The sequence below is a fragment of the Phenylobacterium sp. T106 genome, assembly GCF_057219735.1.
Map to the genome: position 1 here is coordinate 19,887 of NZ_JBXVWA010000006.1, position 20,440 is coordinate 40,326.

The following is a 20,440-nucleotide window of genomic DNA, read 5'->3' on the forward strand; positions in this document are numbered from 1 at the left end:
GGCAGGGTTGCCGGTTGACGCCTCCGAATTCGTTATCAATGATAACTTAGCTTGATCTCGATCAAGGCCGAGCAGGCCCGCGGCGCGGACGCTGACGGCGAAAACAATCCCGGGGAGGCCTGACGTGACCGCTGAGCATTTCGATGTCCTGATCGTCGGAGCCGGTATTTCCGGCGTCGGCGCCGCCTACCACCTGCAGACCCAGTGCCCCGGCAAGAGCTATGTGGTGCTCGAGGCGCTGGAGAGCTTCGGCGGCACCTGGCTGACGCACAAGTATCCGGGCATCCGTTCCGACAGCGACCTCTACACTTTCGGCTACCGCTTCAAGCCGTGGGTGGGCCCGCCGATCGCCACGGCCGAGGAGATCCTCTCGTACATGGGCGAGGTGATCGAGGAGAACGACCTCGCGCGCCACATCCGCTACCGGCACAGGATCGCCCGGGCCAGCTGGTCCTCGAAGGCCAACGCCTGGACGATCGAGGCCACGGACGGCGACGGCAATCCCGTCACCATCACCGCCAACTTCCTGTGGATGTGCCAGGGCTACTACCGGCACTCGGAAGGCTACACGCCCGAGTGGCCGGGCATGGCCGACTTCGACGGCCGCATCATCCATCCGCAGACCTGGCCGGACGACCTGGACCTGAAGGGCAAGAAGGTCGTCATGATCGGCTCGGGCGCGACGGCGGCGACGGTCCTCCCCGCGATCGCCGGCGACGTCGGCCATGTGACGCTGCTGCAGCGTTCGCCGACCTACTTCATCCCCGGCCGCAACGCCAACGAGCTCGCCGACGTGCTGCGCGAGCTGAAGATCGACGAGACCTGGATCCACGAGATCGTGCGCCGCAAGATCCTGCACGACCAGGACGCCTTCACCCGGCGCTCGTTCGACGAGCCCGAGGCGGTCAAGCAGGAGCTGCTCGCGGGCGTCAGCGCCTTCGTGGGCCCCGAGATCACAGCCAAGCACTTCACGCCCACGTACCGCCCGTGGCGGCAGCGGATCGCGTTCGTGCCCGACGGGGACATCTTCGAGGCCGTCAAGGCCGGCAAGGCGTCGGTCGTCACCGACGAGATCGAGCGCTTCGAGAAGGGCGGCGTGCGGCTGAAGTCCGGCGACCTGCTGGAAGCCGACGTCGTCATCAGCGCCACCGGCTTCAACCTGAACGTCCTGGGCGACATCGAATTCGTGGTCGACGGCAAGCCGCTGAACTTCGCCGACACGGTGACCTACCGGGGCATGATGTTCACGGGCGTCCCGAACATGGTCTGGGTGTTCGGCTACTTCCGCGCCAGCTGGACGCTGCGCGCCGACCTGGTGGGCGACTTCGTGTGCCGGCTCCTGAACCACATGGACGCCAAGCAGGCGAAGAAGGTGTCGGTGGCGCTGCGCCCCGAGGACGCCGACATGCCGCTCTCGACCTGGATCGATCCCGAGAACTTCAATCCGGGCTATCTGATGCGCGGCATGCACCTCCTGCCCAAGCGCGGGGACAAGCCGGAGTGGCAGCATAGCCAGGACTACTGGCGCGAGAAGGACGAGCTGCCGCTCATCGACCTGGACGACGCCGCCTTCGTCTACGAAGGCGCAGTCCGCCCGGATTCGATCGCCGCCTGACGCCGGCCTGGCGTCCGTCCCCAATTTCCGGTCATCCCGGCGAAGGCCGGGATCCAGATGGAAGGGCTCGGAGGCGGGATTCGTACGCTCGAAGCCCTTCCCACCACGATCTCGCGGGTGGATCTGGGTCCCGGCATTCGCCGGGACGGTCGGACGTTGTTGAGATCGCTAGTCTAGCCGAGTCTGAACTCTAGGGCCGGCTGCGCTCCGGCGGCTCGGCCCGCGCCGCGACCAGGGCCAGGAAGGCCTGGGCCGCACGCCCTGCGCCCAGGCCGTCACACAGGTCCGCGCTCCTGCGGGCGAGGTCGCGCCGCAGCTCGGCGTCGCGCATGAGCCGCGTCAGGGCCCGATCGAAGGCGGCCTCGAACTCCGGCGCCTCCAGGTCGACCACCAGGGCGGCGCCGCGCTCCTGCATCGCGAGGGCCGCCGGCCTCTGATTGTCGGCGAGCACCACCAGGATGGAGGGCAGGCCCAGGGCGCAGCGTTCCCAGTTGGACGAGCCCGGCGCGCCCACGCCGATGTCGGCCTCCGCCGTGAGGCGGGCCATGTGCGGGGTGTCGACGTGGAGGGCCAGGCGCGCGTCCCGGCGGGCGACCTTGGCGAGCCCCGGCAGGCTGGGGGCGGCGGCGCCGAGCACGATGTCGAGGCCCTCATCGGCCAGGCGGGGACGGATGCGCTCCACGAGCCGCGCCGTGATTCCGCCGACGTCCGTCAGGCCCATGGCCACGAGGATCCGCTGCACCGGCTCGCCCCGCCAGGCCAGCGCGGGCTCGCGAAGCGCGGCGAACTCGGGCCGCACCAGCGCGTAGTCGGGCCCGAGCAGCAGGCGCGCGCGTTCGGGGACAAGGTCCGCATAGTCCGCCGCGGTCCGGGCCGGCCCCGCGTCGAGCAGGAGGTCCGCGCCGAGCGGCCGGTCGGCCAGATCGTCGATGACGAGCACGGGCTTGCCCTGGGAGATCGCGCGATGGTCCGGCTCGGAGAGCCGGTAATGGTCGAACACGATGGCGTCGAACGTCTCGGCCATGGCCGTGGCGCCCAGATCCGCGGCCGGGACGCGCGCCGTCGCGGGCGCGAACGCATCCAGCATGTCGGCCATGGCCGGCGGGCCCACGAAGGTGGTGCTCGCGCCCTGGGCTTCCAGGGCGCCCGCGAGCGTGAGGGAGCGCATCACGTGGCCGCCGCCGACGGCGGGTCCGGCGTCTACGACAAAGAGGATTCGGGGACCGGTCATGGCCGACGATGCGCCAGGAAGCGGGCAGCAACGGGGCGGCCGGAGAGGCGCGCCGGCGGTCGGCTGGCGGCGCAGGCGGCCGTGCGTCGGCGGCGCGTCGAGGCGAGGGTCACCAGGCGGATCATCGGCTTCGAATGCGCTGATGCGCGCCAAAAGCAAAGGGCCGCCCCGAAGGGCGGCCCCGCAGGTCCCGGATCGTCGGGCGGCTAGATGAAGCTGGCCGAGGTCACCGTGCCGCCGCCGACGAGGAGCACCGACTGGTCGGCGGTTCCATCCCCGTTGGTGTCGACGAACACGATGTTGTCGGCGCCCACCGTGTAGACGGCGTAGATGACGGTGCCGTTCATCGCGGTGTTCGCCGCCGCGAGGGCCGCGGCGTAGTCCGCCACGGCGCCGCCGTCGGTGAAGTTGGTCCCCGAACCCGCCGACAGGCCGAACTCGAAGCGGTCGGCCGCCGCGAAGTCGGTGATCTGGTCCGAGGTCGCGAGCGTGATGCCGGTGTCGCCGGCCGCGAAGAAGTAGGTGTCGGCCGCGCCGCCGCCGGTAAGGGTGTCGACCCCCGTCCCGCCGGTGATGCTGTCCGTTCCCGCGCCGCCCAGCACCGAGTCGCCGCCGCCGCCGGCCACCACCACGTTGGCGCCGTCGCCGGCGGTGATGGTGTCCGTACCGACGCCGGTGGTGACGGTGTCCGCGTCCGCGCCGCCGGTGATGCTGTTGTTGCCGTCGCCGCCGTTGATCACGTTCGCGCCCGCGCCGGCGTCGATCGTGTCGGCGCCGGAGGTGGTCGTGATGTTGTCGACGCCGGCGCCGCCGACGATGCTGTCGTTGCCGCCGCCGCCGCTGACGGTGTTGGAGCCGTCGCCGGTGGTGATGGTGTCGGTCCCGGAGCCGCCGGTGATCTGATCGTTGCCGTTGCCGGCCGTGATCTGGTCGCTGCCGCCGCCGCCCACGAGGGTGTTGTTGCCCGCGCCGGCGTTGATCGTGTCGTTGCCGCTCGAGAGCGTGATGGCGTCGTTGCCGCCGGCCGTGGTGACGCGGTCGCCGCCGCCCTGGCCGTTGATGACGTTGTCGCCGCCCGCGTCGGTGATCGTGTCGTCGCCGACCCCGGCGTTGATCGTGTCGGCGCCCGTCCCCGAGGTGATGCTGTCGTTGCCGCTCGAGGTGTCGATGATGCTGTCGACGGCGCTGGCGGAGCCGTCGACGGTGTCGTCGCCGATGTCCGCCGTGACCGAACCGCGGCCCGAGTAGGTGATCAGGTCGTTGCCGGCGCCGCCGTTCAGGATGTCGAGGCCGGTCGTCGTCGTGAGCGTGTCGTTGCCCGCGCCGCCGGTCATGGTGTCGTTGCCGGCGCCGGTCGTGATGATGTCGTTGCCGCCGCCGCCGGTGACGCTGTTGTTGCCGGCGCCCGCCGCGGCGGTGTTCTCGCCTTCGCCGGTGGAGATGGTGTCGTTGCCGCCGGTGGTGGTGATGTTGTCGCCGCCGGCGCCGCCGCTGACGCTGTCGTTGCCGCCGCCGCCGGAGTAGGTGTCGTCGCCGTCGCTGAGGTCGGCGCTGTCGTTGCCGGCGCCCGACGAGATGGAGTCGTTGCCCGCGCCGACGCTGTAGACGGTGTCGAGCGCCGCGCCGGAGACGGTGTCCGTGCCCGTGCCGGTCGTGACCGACCCGCCGCCGCCGCCCATGGTGACGACGTTGACGCCCGCGCCCCCGTTGATGGTGTCGTTGCCGCCGCCCGCGGCGATGGTGTCGTCACCGGTGTCGGTGGACACCACGTCGTCGCCGGCGCCCACGGTGACGCTGTCGTCGCCCGTGCCGGAGTTGACGGTGTTGTTGCCCGAGCTGGCGCTGATGGTGTCGTTGCCAGCGCCGGAGTCGATGGAGTCGTTGTCGACCAGCGCCGAGATGGAGTCGTTGCCCGACCCCGCGGTGATGGTGTTGGCCCCCGCGCCGCCCTGGAGGACGTTGTTGCCTTCGCCGCCCGAGATGTTGTCGGCCGCCGCGCCGCCCACGACCGAGTCGGCGCCGCCGCCGGCCAGGACCACGTTGGCCCCGGCGCCCGTGGTCACGGTGTCGTCGCCATTCCCGGCGTCGAGGGTGTCGTTGCCGGAGCCGCCCACGAGCGAGTCGTTGCCTTCGCCGCCGTCGAGCGAGTCGGCGCCGCCGCCGCCGCCGTCCAGGACGTCCGCGCCGTCCTGGCCGCCCAGGGTGTCGGAGCCGGCCGCGGCGCCCAGGACGCTGTCGTCGCCGAGGTTGCCGAGCATGAAGTCGCCGCCGCCGGTCGAGCCGTCGATGGTGTCGTTGCCCTGGCCGCCGAGCATCAGGTCGGCGCCCGAGCCGCCGACGATCGAGTCGTTGCCGAGGTTGCCCTGGGCGAACTGGCGCAGGTCGGCCGTGCCGCCCGCGTTGCCGGTGATGGTGTCGTTGTCCCGGCCGCCGTACATCACGTCGAGGCCGGCGCCGCCGACGATGGAGTCGTCGCCCTGGTTGCCCTGCAGGACGTCGTTGCCGCCGAGGCCGTCCAGCGTGTCGCTGCCGGTGGAGCCGTAGAGGCCGTCGGCCGCCGCGCTGCCCGCGAACGAGTCGTCGCCCGCGTTGCCGACGTACAGCCTGGAGCTGTCCTGGAAGACGAAGTCGGATTCGCCCCGGATCGAGCCCGGGTCATTGAAGGTCAGGGTCTTGAACGGCGCCTGGATCTGGATGAAGTCCGGCGTGGTGGCGGTGAACGGGATGAAGATCACCGCGACCTGGGCCGCGGACAGCGACGCCGTGGTGAAGACGATTTGGTCGGCAGGCGTGTAGGCGAGCGCCTGATCCGCCGTCATGTCCTCGAAGAAAAAGATCGCCACTGTGCGGCCCCCAAAATGCGAATCGGATTCGTCCCTCGTGCGGGATCGTATCCACAATTCCTTAGCTAAGGTTACCGAGACGGGCGAGCCCGGCAAGAAACCATTGCCTACGGTTAAGCTTCCCGGATCGTTCAGCCTGAGCCGTCGTATCGGCGCAACACCTCGCGGGCGGCCCGGTCGGTTTCTAGCAGAGGTTCATACGGTTCCGCTGTCAGCTCGCCGACGAACGGCGCCGCCAGGCCGCGGCGCCGTAGCTCGGCATGGAAGCGGGCCAGCTTGGCGCTGCGCCCCTGCATGGGCAGGACGAAGATCGGCCGGCCGGTGGCCGCGGCGTCGGTGGCGAGATTGGTGGAGTCTTCCGTCACGAGGATCGCATCCGCCGCGGCGAGGTAGGCGAAGTAGGGGTTCTCGCCGGACCCGTCCCAGATCACGCCCGGCAGGCGGGCGAGCGCGGCGGCCAGCGCCTCGCGCGCGGGCGCGGGCGTGCGCCGGGTGAAGGTGACCATCACCGAGCCGCCGGCCGCGCCGACGGACCGCACGATGCGCTCGCCGAGCTCGGTCGCCAGGCCGGCCGGCAGGTCGTGGGCCTTCGAGCGGCCCCCGATCACGACGGCGACCCGCGGGTGCGGCAGGGGGTCCAGCGTGTCGCGGAAGCGGGCGAGGTCCAGCGAGAGCCTCTCGGGCGTCACGCGGTTGGGCGCGCCCAGGATGGGGAAGACGTTGTCGCCCGACAGCCCGTCGTGCTCCGGCGGGATCACGAGGTCGAAACGGTCGAGCGGGGCCCGGGGGTCCTGGGTCTGGACGACGAAGGTCTTCCCCTCGGCCCACGCGAGCATGCGCGTCGACAGCGGCAGGGTCGCGCGGCCCGCGGCGATCCAGAGGTCGGGGTAGGGCGCCGCGATCGGGTCGCCCGTCCGCGCCGCCGGCGGGATCAGGCGCCAGGGCAGGCGTCCGAGACCGAACCGCCAGCCGATGCGCTTGGGGGTGATGTGCGCCGGCCGCAGCCGGGCGATGGCTTCCGCCAGGCCGAGCGCCTGCGCCTCGATCCCGGCGCGACCGTCGGAGACCGCCCAGATCCGTAAGGGACGGGGCGCGCCCATCGGCGTGGGGCTAGACCCACTCCACCTTGGTGATTTCGTACGCCTTCACGCCGCCGGGCGTGTTCACCTCGACCACGTCGCCGGTTTCCTTGCCGATGATGGCGCGGGCGATGGGGGAGGTGATGGAGACGCGACCGCGCTTCACGTCGGCCTCGTGCTCGCCGACGATCTGGTAGCGGGCCTCTTCCTCGGTGTCCTCGTCCACCACCGAGACGGTGGCGCCGAACTTCACCTGGCTGCCCGAGAGCTTCGAGACGTCGATGACCTGCGCGCGGGCCATCTTGTCCTCGATCTCGGCGATCTGCCCCTCGATCCAGCCCTGGCGTTCCTTGGCCGCGTGGTATTCGGCGTTCTCGCTGAGGTCGCCGTGCGAGCGCGCCTCGGCGATCGCGGCGATGACCGCCGGCCGCTCCACCGTCTTCAAACGCTTCAGTTCTTCGTCGAGGGCCTTGTAGCCCTCGGCGGTCATCGGGACTTTTTCCATCGTAACTCGAGGTTCGCCTTGGTGATCCCCAACCCGGCCGCGGGCGCAAGCGACCCGGGGGCAGGGAAGCTAGGATTGTGCGGCGCAAAAATCAAGGCCCGGCGGTCGCGCCAGGCGGCCTAGGGAAGATCGGGGAGGGGAAGGGCGCCGTCCGGCGGGGCGGGGACCTCGGCCACGTTCAAGGTCATCGAGACAAGATCGTAGTATCCGCTGACGGCGATCAGGTCGACGACGCCCTGCTCGCCCAGCGCCGCCTTCGCGGCGCCGAAGGTCCGGTCGCCCACCCGCCTCTCGCGGCGGAGCTCGGTCGCGAAGTCGTAGACGGCCGCCTCGTCGGCCGCCATGCCGGCCGGACGACGCCCCTGCGCGAGGTCGGCCGCGATCTCGCGCTTCAGTCCGGCCTGCAGCGCCAGCGGATAGTGCGCGTACCACTCGTACTTGGCGTTCCAGTGGCGGGCGGTGATGAGGATGGCGAACTCGTTCAGCCTCGCGGGCAGGCTCGAGCGGAAGCGGATGTACTCGCCCACCTTCTGCGCCCGGTCGGCGAACTCGGGACTGCGCAGCCAGGCGTTGAACGGACCGCCCAGCGAGCGCCGGGGCCCCGACTGGATGGCGTCGGCGACCGCCCTCTGCGCCGGCGTCATCGCCTCGGGCGCGAGCTGCGGAAACCGCTCGGCCGCGTTTGCACCCGTCGCCATCATCACCCCCAGGACCAGGATCGTCCGACGCATCGCGCCCCCTCCGCCGTTCACGCGCTCTCGCTGATGATCGCGCCTTCGAGTTCGGCGGGCTCCGGCGCCTCGAACACGCCTTCGACGAACTCGAACATCTCGGGCGTGACCTCGATGGCGAAGTTCTCGCCGCGCACGACATTGCGGTCCGCCACCCGGGCGCGCCGCGTCTCCGCGCTCGCCGTGACGAAGTGGAACTGCAGCGGCAGTTCGGCGGCCTCGGCGATCTCGCGGACCCTGGCGCGGTCGGCGCGGCGCATGAGGCCGATATCGAGGATCACCGAGGTTCCGGCGGCCAGGCAGGCCGCGGCGGTCGACCAGATCTGCGCCTCGCAGCGCTGCACGCGCTCGATCATCCACTCGTATTCGATGGGCTCGGGCATGTCGGGCGCGAAGAGGCGGGCCATCCAGTCGTCGAGGATGAACGGCACGGCGCGTTCCCGGCGGGCGAAGGCGTGGGCGTAGGTCGTCTTGCCGGCGCCGGAGGGGCCGAAGATCACGTGCAGGGTCGCGGGAGCGGACATGGCGTCGACTTAGCCCGCCCCCGGGGGATGACCAACATCCTGCAGGACCGCCGTGCCCGGGGCGGCGGACGGGCGCCGGACGTTTTTCGCCTTCAACGGGGTTGACAAAGGCCTAGACCTGAACCGGACGCGCCAAAAATCTTCAATAGAAACAATGTGCTTGACCCCGGCGCGTCTGCGTTGTTGCGCTCCTTGCGTCTCTGCGCGGAGGGCGATGACATGGCTGACGGTTCCGAGGATCCCTTCCTCTCCCGCGGCTTCCGGCCGTTGCGCGAGGAGCTCGATTGCCCCGACCTGGCCATCGAGGGCGCGTTTCCGCCGGACCTCGCCGGAACCTACTATCGCATCGGGCCGAACCCGCAGTTCCCGCCGCGGCCGCCGTACAACCCGCTGATGGGCGACGGCATGGTCCATGCGTTCCGGATCGCCGGCGGGCGGGTGAGCTACCGCAACCGCTGGGTCCGGACCGGCCGCTGGAGCCGGGAGCATGCCGCCGGGCGCGCGCTGTTCGCGACCGCGGGGCCGTTCGGCGACGACCCCGAGGCGGGGCCGCGGCCGGTCGACGGCGTGGCCAACACCAACCTCGTCTGGCACGCCGGCCGCCTCCTGGCGCTGGAGGAGGGCTCGCCGCCCGTGGAGATCGACCCCCGGACCCTGGCGACCCTCGGCCCCTACGGCTTCGACGGCCGGCTTGGGCGGAACATGACCGCGCACCCCAAGGTCGATCCGGCCACCGGCGCCCTGGCGCTGTTCGCGAACCTGCCGCGAGGACGGCTGACCGGCGAGCTCGCGCTGTACGAGGCCGACGCCGGCGGCCGGCTGTCCGAGGCTGTCGTCATCCAGGGGCCGCACGCCTCCATCGTCCACGACTTCGCCCTGACGCCCCGGTTCGCGGTGTTCGTCGTCTGCCCGGTCACGCTGTCGGTCGAGCGGGCCAGGGCGGGGAAGCCGACGATCGCCTGGGAGCCCGATCTGGGGGTCGAGGTCATCGTCGCGCCGCGAGCCGGGGGCGAGACGCTGCGCTACCGCACGGACGCCTGCATGGTCTGGCACGTGATGAACGCCTTCGAGGACGGCGACCGGATCGTGCTGGACGTGTGCGAGCAGGACGCCGCCATGTTCCCGACCGCCGACGGCGAGCCGCCGGACGCCGCAAGGGCGGCCCAGCGGCTGGCGCGCTGGGAGCTGGACGCGGCGCGGCCGGGCGGGATCGGCCGCCGCCGGCTGCACGACTTCGTCTGCGAGTATCCCAGGATCGACGAGCGGCGGACGGGGCGGCCGTATCGCTATGGCTACGTCGCCGGCCTGGGCGGGCCGGGCACGGGCGACCTCTTCCAGCGCGGCCTGGCCCGGTTCGACCACGCGACGGGCGAGATGGCCGTTTGGGACGCGGGGCCCGCCGTGGCGGTGTCGGAGCCCGTGTTCGTGGCCCGCGGGCCGGAGGAGGGCGACGGCTGGTTGCTGGCCAACCTCTACGACGAGGCCACGGACACGGGCTCGCTCGTGATGCTGGACGCCCAGGATGTGGCGTCAGGCCCCCTGGCCCGCGCCCGCCTCTCGCACCGCATGCCGATGGGCTTCCACGGCCTGTGGATCAGCGGACGGTGAGCCCGCCGTCGATGACCAGCTCCTGGCCCGTCACGTAGCGCGCCTCGTCCGAGCACAGCCAGAGGACGCCGTTGGCGATGTCCAGCGGCCAGCCCTTCACGCCCATGGGCACGGCCATGGTCGACATGGCGTCGAGGTCCGGCGGGGCGTTGGCGCCGGGGTTCACGGCCTGTCCGACGGTGACCCAGATCGGCGTCTCGATGAGGCCGGGGTGGACCGAGTTCACGCGGATGCCGTCCTTGGCGTTGGCGCATTCCATGGCGATGGCCTTGGTGAACAGGCGCACGGCGCCCTTGGTGGCGCAGTAGCCGGCCAGCCCGGCCGAGCCCTTGAGCCCCGCCACCGACGAGATGTTCACGATGGACCCGCCGTCGCCGCTGGCCCGCATCAGCGGAAGGCCGTGCTTCACGCCCAGGAACACGCCGTCGACGTTGATGGCCATCTGCCGCCGCCAGGCGTCGAGGGTCATGTCCGTGATCGGGCCGCCGATGCCGATGCCGGCGTTGTTCACCAGGATGTCCAGCCGGCCGTGCCCGGCCCGGATCCCCTCGACCACGTCGATCCAGGCCTGTTCGTCGGTGACGTCGTGGCTCTGGTACTCGGCCTTGCCGCCGGCCTTGGCGATCCCCGCCACCACCTCGGCGCCCAGCGCGTCCTGGATGTCGGTGACGACGACCGTCGCGCCTTCCTCCGCCAGCCGCTCCGCGGTGCCGCGTCCGATACCGCTCGCCCCGCCGGTGACCAGCGCGACCTTGCCTGCAACCCGACCTGCCATGGCGTCTCCCCTTCTCGTTGCGCCGTTGGTAGCGCAGGCGCAGGCGGCGGAACAGCCGTGCCGTCGGGGAACGGGGAGAGGCGGCGCCGCCCGCCGGGCCTTCCGCGCAACCCTCCGGCGCGCGGGCCCGCCCGGCGGGCGCGCTGTGGCTCAGGATCCGCCGATCCCCCTTGGGAGTCGGCGGCGGCGACCGGCTCGGCGTCTACTGCATCCAGCGGGGCTCGGTCGAACCCGTGGTGACGATGCCGTAGATGAGGCCGATCGCGAGGAGCACGATGGCGGCCACCATGACGACGCCGATCATCCCCTCGAACTTCTCGGCCAGATGCCGCGGCTTGTGATGCTTCACGTCGCCGGTGTGCGGCTCGGTATGCATGACTCTTCCTCGCAATCCGTTGTGGAGTGTCTTGGCTCTCCACGCCGTCCTGCGGCAGACGCCAGCCGGGCGTCCCCCGGAAGTTCGTTGACCCCGCGAGCGGGACCGAGCGGGCCGCCGGGGCGCGCCCTTGCCGCCTGTCTCAGTCAGGCGATGGCGGGAGTCTGCGCCTCATCGCGGTCGTCGTCAATCGGCGCACGGGCTAAGCCTCTGACGGCTCAGAGCTTTTGCGAGCGGCTCGCAGAAGCGCCGTAGATGTCCACGCCCGTGGTCCAGTCGTTCATGACCCCGACGACGCGTCGCCCGTTCGCTTCGCCGGTGACGAAGCTCCCGTTCCAGAGCCGGTCGTAGACGGGGATCTGGTAGCGCACGAGGGCCGACAGGCGGCCCGGCCAGTCCACGCCGGACTTGAGCCGCCAGACGACGTCGCGGGCGGCGCCCGGCGGGTCGAGGCGCATGTCCGCCAGCGGCTCCTCGCGCCCGTCCACCTGCCAGCCGCCGGTGGCCCCGCGGTCGAGCAGGAGCGTCGTCGCCGACAGGCCTTCGCCGGCGAGCCAGGCGTAGTTGAACGGCGCCTCGAACCGCGGCGCCTCCTGGCGCTGCTCGTGGAACTTGGCCTGGCCCGAGTGGCGGAACTTGCGGCCGGCGATCTCCACCTCGGCCTCGACGAAGCCATAGACCTCCTGCCGTCCGTCAAGCACCTGCGCCGCGAGCGCGCTGACGCCCAGGAACTGGCCGTCGAGGCGCATCGGGACCCGCCCCGGCCCGTGCGGCGCGCGGACGCTGCGATGGCCCTTCAGGTCGGCCGAAAGCCGCACCGCGGGCGGCCTGTCGCCGCGCCGGACCCGCACCAGCTCGGCCTTGGCGCCCGGCGCCGACCACGACGCCTGGTCCTGCGACGCCAGCCGCACCTTGGCGCTGGGGAGGTCGTGCGTGGTGAAGGCGTAGAGCTCGCCGTCGCGGACCACATGACACCACAGCCACGTCTGGTCCTCATCCGGAAAGCGGCAGAACCGCAGCGTCAGCGCGCTGCGGCCGTCGTCCGACACGGTCATCACCATGGCGGACTCGGAGTAGGCCTTCGAGCCCCGCACGAGGACGTCGCGGCTCCGCGCGAGCGCGGGCGCGGCCGCCAGGGCCGGGGCGGCGGCCAGGACCGTACGGCGGCGGATCACTTCGGCGCCTCCGTCGAGGGGAAGGGCGGTCGCGGCTCGTCGTCGGGCACGCCCATGGACCGCCGCAGACGGTCGATGGTGGCCTTGCTGGCGTCGCGGGCGGGGTCCGCGCCCGGCGGGTTCAGCACCTCGCGCTCGAGGAAGCGCAGGCCGTCGCGGAAACGGGCGGTGATCGTGCGCCCGGTATGGTCGGCGTTGCGGACGAGGCGGTATTCGTGCGGGACGCCGTGGTCCCACATCACCCGGTGGAGGAACTCCGTGCCCTCGTCGAGCTTGAACATGTCGATGTCGCCCACCTCGATGTAGATGGCGAGCCCGGACTTCAGGATCGCCGCCTTGTTGGCGATGACCATGTTGGCCGGGTTGGCCTTCTGCCAGAACGCGCGGTCGACCGGGTCGCCGAAGATCGACCGGAAGAAGCGGTCGTCGCGCTGGAATCGGTTGCGCATCTTCACGTCCTCGAACCGCAGGGCCGGCTCGATGCCCGGCTCCATCGCGGCGAGGCCGCCGAACATCTCGGGGTGGTTGAAGCCCAGCCGCAGCGATCCCAGGCCGCCCATCGAGATGCCGGTGACCATCGTGCGGTTGCGCTCGGCCGAGAGGCCGTAGCGGCGGCGCAGCTCGGGGACCAGTTCGGTGACGATGAACGTCTCCCACTTCTGGGAGCCGTCCTTGAAGTCCATGTAGAGCGAGCGGCCCACGTCCGGCGTGACGACGACCGCGGGCGAGAACTCCTTGGCGGCCCAGGCCGCCTCGATGGCCGGCTGCATGCGCGCCAGGAAGCCGTTGTCGCCCCCGCCGCCGTGGAGCAGCAGGAGCAGCGGCAGCTTGCGGTCCGGCGAATGGCCGTCGGGGAGGAGAACCGAGACCTTCACGGGCGAAGGGACCAGCTTCGAGGTGAGCTCGATCGTCTCGAGCCGCGCCGCGGCCTGCGCCGCTCCGGCCACCATCAGCGTCGCCAGGACGCCCAGCATCGCACGCAACATCGCCGCCTCCCTTCGTGTTTGCCCCACGCTACCATCGTCGGGACGGACCGGAAGGCGCGGGCGGCATGGCTTTCGGCTATGCGCCGTGGCACATCGGCGCCACTGATCCGGAGGCGCAGATGGTCCACCTCGACGATTTCATCGATGACGGGAGCGACGACGAGGGGCCGGACGTGGCGGCCGATTTCGCCGCGCTGAGGGACTCGCTGAAGGCCCTCGCCGATGCGGTGGCCAGCACCAACCTGGCGGTCATCAACGCCGCCCAGGGCGATCCCGGCGCGGCCACCCAGCGCGTGCAGGCCTCGGTGGCGGCGCTGAAGCGCTTCCACGACGCGATGAAGATCCTGGAGGCCGGGACCGAGGACGAGCGCGCGGACGAGGCGGACGAAGGCTAGGACCCCCCGAAGGCCGGGCGAGCGTGGGTCGATCCCACGCCCAGGACGGACCCTACGCCGCCACGCCGAAGAGGGCGCCGACGCCGGCGGTGGCGGCCAGCGCCAGGGCGCCCCAGAAGGTGACGCGGATCACCGCCTTCAGCATGCCGGCCCCGCCGGCGCGGGCGCCGACCGCTCCCAGGACGGCGAGGAAGACGATCGCGGCGGCCGACACGACCACGGCCATCGCGCCCTCCGGGGCCAGCAGCGCAGCGCCGAGGGGCAGGGCGGCGCCGGCCGAGAAGGTGAGCGCGGAGGTGACGGCGGCCTGCACCGGCCGCGCGGTGGTCATGTCGGAGATCCCGAGCTCGTCGCGGGCGTGGGCGCCGAGGGCGTCCTTGGCCATCATCTGGTCCGCGACCTGGCGCGCGAGGCCGATCTCGACGCCCCGGGCGACATAGATCGCGGCCAGTTCCTCGCGCTCGAACGCAGGCTGGTCCCGCAGTTCCGCCCGCTCGCGCGACAGGTCCGCGGTCTCGGTGTCGGCCTGAGAGCTGACCGAGACGTACTCGCCCGCCGCCATCGAGAAGGCGCCGGCCACCAGCGCGGCGACCCCGGCGAGCAGGACCTCGCTGCGGCCCTGAGAGGCCGCGGCCACGCCCACGATGAGGCTGGCGGTCGAGACGATGCCGTCGTTGGCGCCCAGGACCGCGGCGCGCAGCCACCCGATCCGCTGCACGGCGTGGCGTTCAAGGTGGCGTGGCGCCATCGGACGGGCTCCTTTCCGCGGGCCAGGGGGCGCGCGACCGTCGGCCTCTGTGGCGGATACGGCAAGGGTCCGCCTTGAGGCAGGTCATGCCCCGGCCGCAGGAACTCCTGCCCGTCCGGCCGACGCCTCAGGCGTAGCTCTGCAGCGGCCGCACTTCCAGCGGCGCCTGCGCCGTCGCGGCGATGGCGCGGGCGGCGGCCAGGGCGGCGGGCGTGGTGGTGAAGTAGGGGATCTTCATCATCAGCGCCGTGCGGCGGATCTCGAACGAGTCCAGCAGCGACTGCTTGCCCTCGGTGGTGTTGAAGACCAGCTGCACCTCGCCGTTCTTCATGGCGTCGACGATGTGGGGACGGCCCTCCAGCACCTTCTTGACCACCTCGACCTTGAGGCCCTGTTCGGCGAGGTAGGCCGCAGTGCCCGACGTGGCGAGCACGCGGAAACCGTTGGCGATCATCTGGCGCACCGGCTCGGCGATCCAGGCCTTGTCGGCGTCCTTCACCGACACGAACAGGCAGCCCGCCTGGGGCAGCAGCGTGCCGCCGCCCAGCTGGCTCTTGGCGAAGGCGCGCGCGAACGCGGGGCCGGCGTCCTCGCCCGGGCGGATCCAGTCCAGGCCCATGACCTCGCCGGTGGAGCGCATCTCGGGGCCGAGGATGGTGTCGACGCCCTGGAAGCGGGCGAAGGGGAACACCGCCTCCTTCACCGCGATGTGGTCGTAGGGCGTGTCCGTGAGGTTGAAGTCCGAGAGCGGCCTGCCGGCCATCAGCTTGGCGGCGATGGCGGCCACGGGTTCGCCGATGGTCTTGGCGACGAAGGGCACCGTGCGGCTGGCGCGCGGGTTCACCTCGAGCACGAAGATCCGCGGGCTGGCCGAGTGCGGCTCCTCGATGGCGAACTGCACGTTCATCAGGCCGCGCACGTTCAACGCCTTGGCCATGGCCTCGGTCTGGCGCTTCAGCTCGTCGATGGTCTCGGCGCGGAGGCTGAAGGGCGGCAGCGAGCAGGCGGAGTCGCCCGAGTGCACGCCGGCTTCCTCGATGTGCTCCATGACGCCGGCCACGAAGACCTCGCCGTTCGCGTCGCAGAGGGCGTCCACGTCCACCTCGGTGGCGCGCGAGAGGTACTGGTCGATCAGGACGGGGCTGTCGCCCGAGACCTGCACCGCGGTGGTGATGTAGCGCTCGAGCTGCTCGTCGTCGCGGACGATCTCCATGGCCCGGCCGCCCAGCACGTAGGAGGGGCGGATCACCACCGGGTAGCCCACCTTGTGGACCGCGGCGAAGGCCTCTTCGCGGCTACGGGCGATGCCGTTCACCGGCTGGGCGATCTGGAGCCTGTGCAGCAGCTGCTGGAAGCGCTCGCGGTCCTCGGCCAGGTCGATGGCGTCGGGGCTGGTGCCGAGGATCGGCACGCCGGCGTCCTCCAGCGGCTTGGCCAGCTTCAGCGGCGTCTGCCCGCCGAACTGGACGATGACGCCCAGCAGCTTGCCCTTCGACTGCTCGACGTCGATCAGCTCCAGCACGTCCTCGGCGGTCAAAGGCTCGAAGTAGAGGCGGTCGGAGGTGTCGTAGTCGGTGGAGACCGTTTCGGGGTTGCAGTTCACCATGATCGACTCCACGCCGATCTCGTCGAGCGCGAAGGCCGCGTGGCAGCAGCAGTAGTCGAACTCGATCCCCTGTCCGATCCGGTTGGGGCCGCCGCCGAGGATGATGGCCTTCTGCCGGTCCGACGGGTCGCTCTCGCAGTCGGGGACCTGGCCGAGGGCGCCGGTCTCGTAGGTCGAGTACATGTACGGCGTGTCGGCGCGGAACTCACCGGCGCAGGTGTCGATGCGCTTGAACACCGGCCGCACGCCGAGGGCGCGGCGGCGGGCGCGGACGTCGGTTTCGGACGCGCCGGTCAGCCTGGCGAGGCGGGCGTCCGAAAAGCCCAGGGCCTTCAGGCGGCGGAACCCGGGCGCGTCGGCGGGGAGACCCTCGGCGCGGACCCTGGCCTCCTCCTTCACCAGGGTTTCGAGCTGGCGCAGGAACCACGGCTCGTAACTGCAGGCGCCGTGGATCTCGTCGCAGGTCAGGCCGGCGCGGAAGGCCTGGGCGATGACGCGCAGGCGGTCGGGCGTGGGGGTCGCCAGCGCGCGCAGGATCGCGGCGTGGCCCATCTCGGGATCGTCGCCGCCCTCGATCGCCACCTCGTCCAGCCCGGTGAGGCCGGTTTCGAGGCCGCGCAGGGCCTTCTGCAGGCTCTCGGCGAAGGTGCGGCCGATGGCCATGACCTCGCCCACCGACTTCATCTGGGTCGTGAGGTAGGGCTCGGAGCCCGGGAACTTCTCGAAGGCGAAGCGCGGGATCTTGGTGACGACGTAGTCGATGCTGGGCTCGAACGAGGCCGGCGTGGCGCCTGTGATGTCGTTCATCAGTTCGTCGAGGGTGTAGCCGACCGCCAGCCGCGCGGCGACCTTGGCGATCGGGAAGCCGGTGGCCTTGGAGGCCAGCGCCGAGCTGCGCGACACCCGCGGGTTCATCTCGATGACCACCATGCGGCCGTCGGCGGGGTTCACCGCGAACTGCACGTTGGAGCCGCCCGTCTCGACGCCGATCTCGCGCAGGACGTCGATCGAGGCCTTGCGCATCCGCTGGTATTCCTTGTCGGTCAGCGTGAGCGCGGGGGCGACGGTGATGGAGTCGCCCGTGTGGACGCCCATCGGGTCGATGTTCTCGATCGAACAGACGATGATGCAGTTGTCGGCCTTATCGCGGACAACCTCCATCTCGTATTCCTTCCACCCCAGCACGCTCTCCTCGATGAGCACCTCGGTGGTGGGCGAGAGGTCCAGGCCGCGTTCCACGATCTCGCGGAACTCCTGGGCGTTGTAGGCGATGCCGCCGCCGGTCCCGGCCAGGGTGAACGACGGGCGGATGATCGCCGGCAGGCCCACGAACTCCAGGCCTTCCAGGGCCTCTTCCATCGTGTGGGCCGCCTTGGACTTGGGGCTCTCGAGGCCGATCTTGTCCATGGCGTCGCGGAATTTCTGACGGTCCTCGGCCTTGTCGATCACATCGGCCTTCGCGCCGATCATCTCGACGCCGTACTTCTTCAGGACGCCGCGGCTTTCGAGGGCGAGCGCCGTGTTGAGCGCGGTCTGGCCGCCCATGGTGGGCAAGAGGGCGTCGGGGCGCTCCTTCTCGATGATCTTCTCGACCATCTCGGGCGTGATCGGCTCGATGTAGGTGGCGTCGGCGACGTTCGGATCCGTCATGATCGTCGCCGGGTTCGAGTTCACGAGGACGATGCGATAGCCCTCGGCCCGGAGCGCCTTGCACGCCTGGACGCCCGAGTAGTCGAACTCGCAGGCCTGGCCGATCACGATCGGTCCCGCGCCGATGATCAGGATCGAGGAGATGTCGGTGCGTTTCGGCATGGCTCTCGCGCGCAAGGGCGGCCGCGCTGCGACGCGCGCCGTCACCGGTCAGGACTTCAGGTTAAGGCGCCCCAATAGAGGGGGAGTTCCCCGCGCGCAAGCTTGCGCTGCCCTCCGAAGCGGATACGCGGCCCATGGCGGCGTCCGCCGCTCGGGCCGTGTTGCGCCGCCGCCGATTGGTTCCCGAGAATTTCTCTTTCGAATCACGCAACTAACGCGCGGCTCGGGCTCTATCCCTTGGCGCGCCGAATCCCCGGCGGCGGCAGAGCGGAGTCGCCCGATGAGCTTGGTGGACAGAATCCCGACCTTGAGCGACGAGGAGGTCGTGAACCTGCTGGCCAACGCGCAGCGGCTGGCCGAGACCGGCGACGACAAGCAGAAGGCGGCGGCCGCGGACCTGCTCCCCGCGCTGGAGACCGAGGCGGCGGCCCGCAAGGACGCGCGCCTGGAACGCGCGAAGGCCAAGCGGGCGGCGACCCGCAAGGCGACCGTCAAGGCCAAGGCCGCGGCGTAGACGTCCACTGCTCAGGCTGAGCGCCCGGCGCCTTGCGGCGCCGGCCCGCCGGCGGCAGGGTCGTCGCCATGCGACGCGCCCTGATCCTGTTTCTCGCCGCGGCAGCCTTCCCCGCTGCGGCCCAGACCCCGCCTGCGCCGGGGAAGCCGGTCACGATCGACTCCACGCTCACGGGCCAGCCGATCCGCGCTGCGTCGGGCGACCTGCGCGTCAGCATCAGCCAGGTCGAGCTGCCGGTCGGCGGCCGCCTTGCGGCGCACAAGCATCCCTATGCCCGCGTGGTCAACGTCCTCGCCGGACGCCTGCGGGTGATCAACCTGGACACGGGGGACGTCCGCGAGGTCGCGGCTGGGGACTGGGTCGTGGACGCCGTCGAGCAGTGGCATGAGGCGTCGGTGGTGGGACCGGAACCCGTCCGCCTGATCACCATCGACCTCGCGCCGCCGGGGGCCCTTGTGACAATCCAACGCACACCGTAACAACCAGCGCTTGCCTAACGGTGCGGCTGAAGGCAGCTTCGCAGTGGCTGCCCGACCTTCGGCGGCCTCAACCGTAGGATCTCACTTGGCCGCCGTTGCGACCTCCTCCGAAAGCCTCAATCCGCTGATGGCGCGGATCGCCGAGGGCGACCGCGGCGCCCTGCGACAACTTTACGAGGCGACGTCCGCGAAGCTTTTTGGCGTATGCCTCCGTATCCTCTCCGACCGCGAGGAGAGTGAGGACGTTTTGCAGGACGTGTACGTCACCATATGGCGACGCGCCGACCGGTTCGACGCCTCCCGTGCCAGCGTGATGACCTGGGTCAGCACGATCGCACGCAACCGCGCGATCGACCGGCTGCGGGCGCGGGGGCCGATGGCCTACGCGGAGCCGGTGGAAGAGTTGGAGATCCCGGATGGGTCCGAGAGCGCCGAAGCGCTGCTTTCGGCCGCCGACGACCGGAACCGCCTGTCGCACTGCCTGGGCGAACTGGACGATCGGACGGAAAAGGTCATCCGGACCGCCTTCTTCGAAGGCGTCACGTACGAAGCGCTGGCCCGGCGAATGGATGCGCCGCTGGGCACGGTGAAGAGTTGGATTCGTCGGGGACTGGCGAAGCTTAAGGGATGCCTCCAGTCATGAGCGAAGCCCCCGACCTTTCGGAAGCTGAAGCCCTGGCCGCAGAGCATGCGCTGGGGGTGTTGAACGCGCGGGAACGTGCGGACGCCGAGACGCGGATGGCGCAGGATCCGGCCTTCGCGGCCGACGTCGAGGCGTGGCGGCAACGCCTCGCGCCGATGCTGGACAGCGTGAAGGCCATCCCGCCGCCCTCAGACACCTGGGCGCGGATCGAGCGGCTGCTCCCGGCCAACGACAACACGCTGGCGAACCGCGTGCGGTTCTGGCGCAACTCGGCCATGGGCGGGTTCGGCCTTGCCGCGGCGGGCATCGTCGCCGCCGTCGTGGTCGCCGCGCAGGGACCGCAGATCGTGACGCAGGAGGTCCCGGTCCAGCCGCAGGGCCAGCTGCTCTCGGCCAGCGTGGTCAGCCAGGACACCCGGGTCCAGCCGCTGTTCGTCGCGGCCTACGACCCCGACCGCAAGCAGCTGATCGTCACCTCGCTGCTGCCCGAGGGCTCCGAGCGCGACAAGGTCCACCAGCTCTGGCTCATCGCGGGCCAGGAGAACCCCAAGTCGCTGGGTCTGGTCGAGTCCGGCAAGGCCAAGGTGATCGCCCTGCCGGCCGAGCTGCTCGCCAAGATGAGCGAAGGCGCCGCCCTCGCGGTCTCGCTCGAACCGCCCGGCGGCTCCAAGAACCCCGACGGCCCCAGCGGGCCCGTCATCGGCGTGGGCAAGCTTTCGCGGCTGTAGCGCCGGCCGTCACGTCCGACCTCTCCGAAGCCGCCGCGGGCCACCGCGGCGGCTTCTGCATTCCTGC

Annotated in this window: 19 protein-coding genes; 7 read left to right on the forward strand and 12 right to left on the reverse strand. The window is 71.0% G+C overall.

The features are described 5' to 3' along the window. Positions 1–91: 91 nt before the first annotated feature. Positions 92–1,615, forward strand: a complete 1,524-nt coding sequence (locus AC2D8W_RS14535; RefSeq protein ID WP_484672321.1) for a flavin-containing monooxygenase — start codon at positions 92–94, stop codon at positions 1,613–1,615. A 190-nt stretch (positions 1,616–1,805) separates the two neighbouring features. On the opposite strand, the gene pseG is transcribed toward AC2D8W_RS14535, so the two are convergent. The 6 genes from pseG to AC2D8W_RS14565 form a co-directional block, all read right to left on the reverse strand. Beyond that, entirely contained in the window at positions 1,806–2,846 is a 1,041-nt protein-coding gene (gene pseG / locus AC2D8W_RS14540; protein ID WP_484672107.1) for a UDP-2,4-diacetamido-2,4,6-trideoxy-beta-L-altropyranose hydrolase, read from the reverse strand. A 206-nt stretch (positions 2,847–3,052) separates the two neighbouring features. Further along, the gene (locus tag AC2D8W_RS14545; protein WP_484672108.1) at positions 3,053–5,689 is read right to left on the reverse strand and encodes a beta strand repeat-containing protein; all 2,637 of its coding nucleotides are present in this window, start codon (positions 5,687–5,689) and stop codon (positions 3,053–3,055) included. 131 nt (positions 5,690–5,820) lie between these two features. Next, complete coding sequence (locus tag AC2D8W_RS14550) at positions 5,821–6,789, reverse strand: mitochondrial fission ELM1 family protein (protein WP_484672109.1); 969 nt, start codon at positions 6,787–6,789, stop codon at positions 5,821–5,823. A gap of 10 nt (positions 6,790–6,799) precedes the next feature. After that, positions 6,800–7,273: a transcription elongation factor GreA gene (greA, locus tag AC2D8W_RS14555; protein WP_293484215.1), complete on the reverse strand. Its 474-nt coding sequence runs from the start codon at positions 7,271–7,273 to the stop codon at positions 6,800–6,802. Positions 7,274–7,392: 119 nt separating this feature from the next. Further along, positions 7,393–8,004, reverse strand: a complete 612-nt coding sequence (locus tag AC2D8W_RS14560; RefSeq protein WP_484672110.1) for a carboxymuconolactone decarboxylase family protein — start codon at positions 8,002–8,004, stop codon at positions 7,393–7,395. Positions 8,005–8,021: 17 nt separating this feature from the next. Further along, positions 8,022–8,528 carry a P-loop nucleotide/nucleoside kinase family protein gene (locus tag AC2D8W_RS14565; RefSeq protein WP_293484218.1) on the reverse strand — a complete coding sequence of 169 codons (507 nt, stop codon included), beginning with the start codon at positions 8,526–8,528 and terminating at the stop codon, positions 8,022–8,024. Between the two features lie 219 nt (positions 8,529–8,747). On the opposite strand from AC2D8W_RS14565, the gene AC2D8W_RS14570 reads away from it, so the two are divergent. Next, positions 8,748–10,136 carry a carotenoid oxygenase family protein gene (locus tag AC2D8W_RS14570; RefSeq protein WP_484672111.1) on the forward strand — a complete coding sequence of 463 codons (1,389 nt, stop codon included), beginning with the start codon at positions 8,748–8,750 and terminating at the stop codon, positions 10,134–10,136. Here AC2D8W_RS14570 and AC2D8W_RS14575 read toward each other — a convergent pair. The 4 genes from AC2D8W_RS14575 to AC2D8W_RS14590 form a co-directional block, all read right to left on the reverse strand. Further along, complete coding sequence (locus AC2D8W_RS14575) at positions 10,123–10,911, reverse strand: SDR family NAD(P)-dependent oxidoreductase (RefSeq protein ID WP_484672112.1); 789 nt, start codon at positions 10,909–10,911, stop codon at positions 10,123–10,125. The two genes, AC2D8W_RS14570 and AC2D8W_RS14575, sit on opposite strands and share 14 nt — an antisense overlap. Positions 10,912–11,113: 202 nt before the next feature. Next, positions 11,114–11,287 (reverse strand): hypothetical protein, encoded by a 174-nt coding sequence (locus AC2D8W_RS14580; protein ID WP_293479435.1) that lies wholly within the window; start codon positions 11,285–11,287, stop codon positions 11,114–11,116. Positions 11,288–11,505: 218 nt separating this feature from the next. After that, entirely contained in the window at positions 11,506–12,462 is a 957-nt protein-coding gene (locus AC2D8W_RS14585) for a hypothetical protein (protein WP_293479433.1), read from the reverse strand. Next, the gene (locus AC2D8W_RS14590; RefSeq protein ID WP_484672113.1) at positions 12,459–13,448 is read right to left on the reverse strand and encodes an alpha/beta hydrolase; all 990 of its coding nucleotides are present in this window, start codon (positions 13,446–13,448) and stop codon (positions 12,459–12,461) included. The genes AC2D8W_RS14585 and AC2D8W_RS14590 overlap by 4 nt, the downstream gene beginning before the upstream one ends. A 65-nt stretch (positions 13,449–13,513) precedes the next feature. Here AC2D8W_RS14590 and AC2D8W_RS14595 point away from each other — a divergent pair, with 65 nt between their 5' ends. Beyond that, complete coding sequence (locus AC2D8W_RS14595) at positions 13,514–13,843, forward strand: hypothetical protein (RefSeq protein ID WP_484672114.1); 330 nt, start codon at positions 13,514–13,516, stop codon at positions 13,841–13,843. Between the two features lie 52 nt (positions 13,844–13,895). Here AC2D8W_RS14595 and AC2D8W_RS14600 read toward each other — a convergent pair whose 3' ends face one another. Together AC2D8W_RS14600 and carB are read right to left on the reverse strand one after the other, a co-directional pair. Then, the gene (locus tag AC2D8W_RS14600) at positions 13,896–14,591 is read right to left on the reverse strand and encodes a VIT1/CCC1 transporter family protein (RefSeq protein WP_484672115.1); all 696 of its coding nucleotides are present in this window, start codon (positions 14,589–14,591) and stop codon (positions 13,896–13,898) included. A 127-nt stretch (positions 14,592–14,718) separates the two neighbouring features. Then, on the reverse strand, positions 14,719–18,009 hold the full coding sequence (carB, locus tag AC2D8W_RS14605) for a carbamoyl-phosphate synthase large subunit (RefSeq protein WP_484672116.1): 3,291 nt from the start codon (positions 18,007–18,009) through the stop codon (positions 14,719–14,721). Positions 18,010–18,316: 307 nt separating this feature from the next. Here carB and AC2D8W_RS14610 point away from each other — a divergent pair, with 307 nt between their 5' ends. The 4 genes from AC2D8W_RS14610 (at position 18,317) to AC2D8W_RS14625 (ending at position 20,373) form a co-directional block, all read left to right on the forward strand. Beyond that, positions 18,317–18,523, forward strand: coding sequence for a hypothetical protein (locus AC2D8W_RS14610; RefSeq protein WP_484672117.1), 207 nt, complete (start codon positions 18,317–18,319; stop codon positions 18,521–18,523). Positions 18,524–18,591: 68 nt separating this feature from the next. Beyond that, positions 18,592–19,002 (forward strand): cupin domain-containing protein, encoded by a 411-nt coding sequence (locus tag AC2D8W_RS14615; RefSeq protein WP_484672118.1) that lies wholly within the window; start codon positions 18,592–18,594, stop codon positions 19,000–19,002. Between the two features lie 85 nt (positions 19,003–19,087). Beyond that, a complete protein-coding gene (locus tag AC2D8W_RS14620; RefSeq protein WP_293479419.1) occupies positions 19,088–19,645 on the forward strand; it encodes a sigma-70 family RNA polymerase sigma factor in 558 nt (185 codons plus the stop codon). Next, entirely contained in the window at positions 19,642–20,373 is a 732-nt protein-coding gene (locus AC2D8W_RS14625) for an anti-sigma factor (RefSeq protein WP_293479417.1), read from the forward strand. The genes AC2D8W_RS14620 and AC2D8W_RS14625 overlap by 4 nt, the downstream gene beginning before the upstream one ends. Positions 20,374–20,440 lie beyond the last annotated feature (67 nt).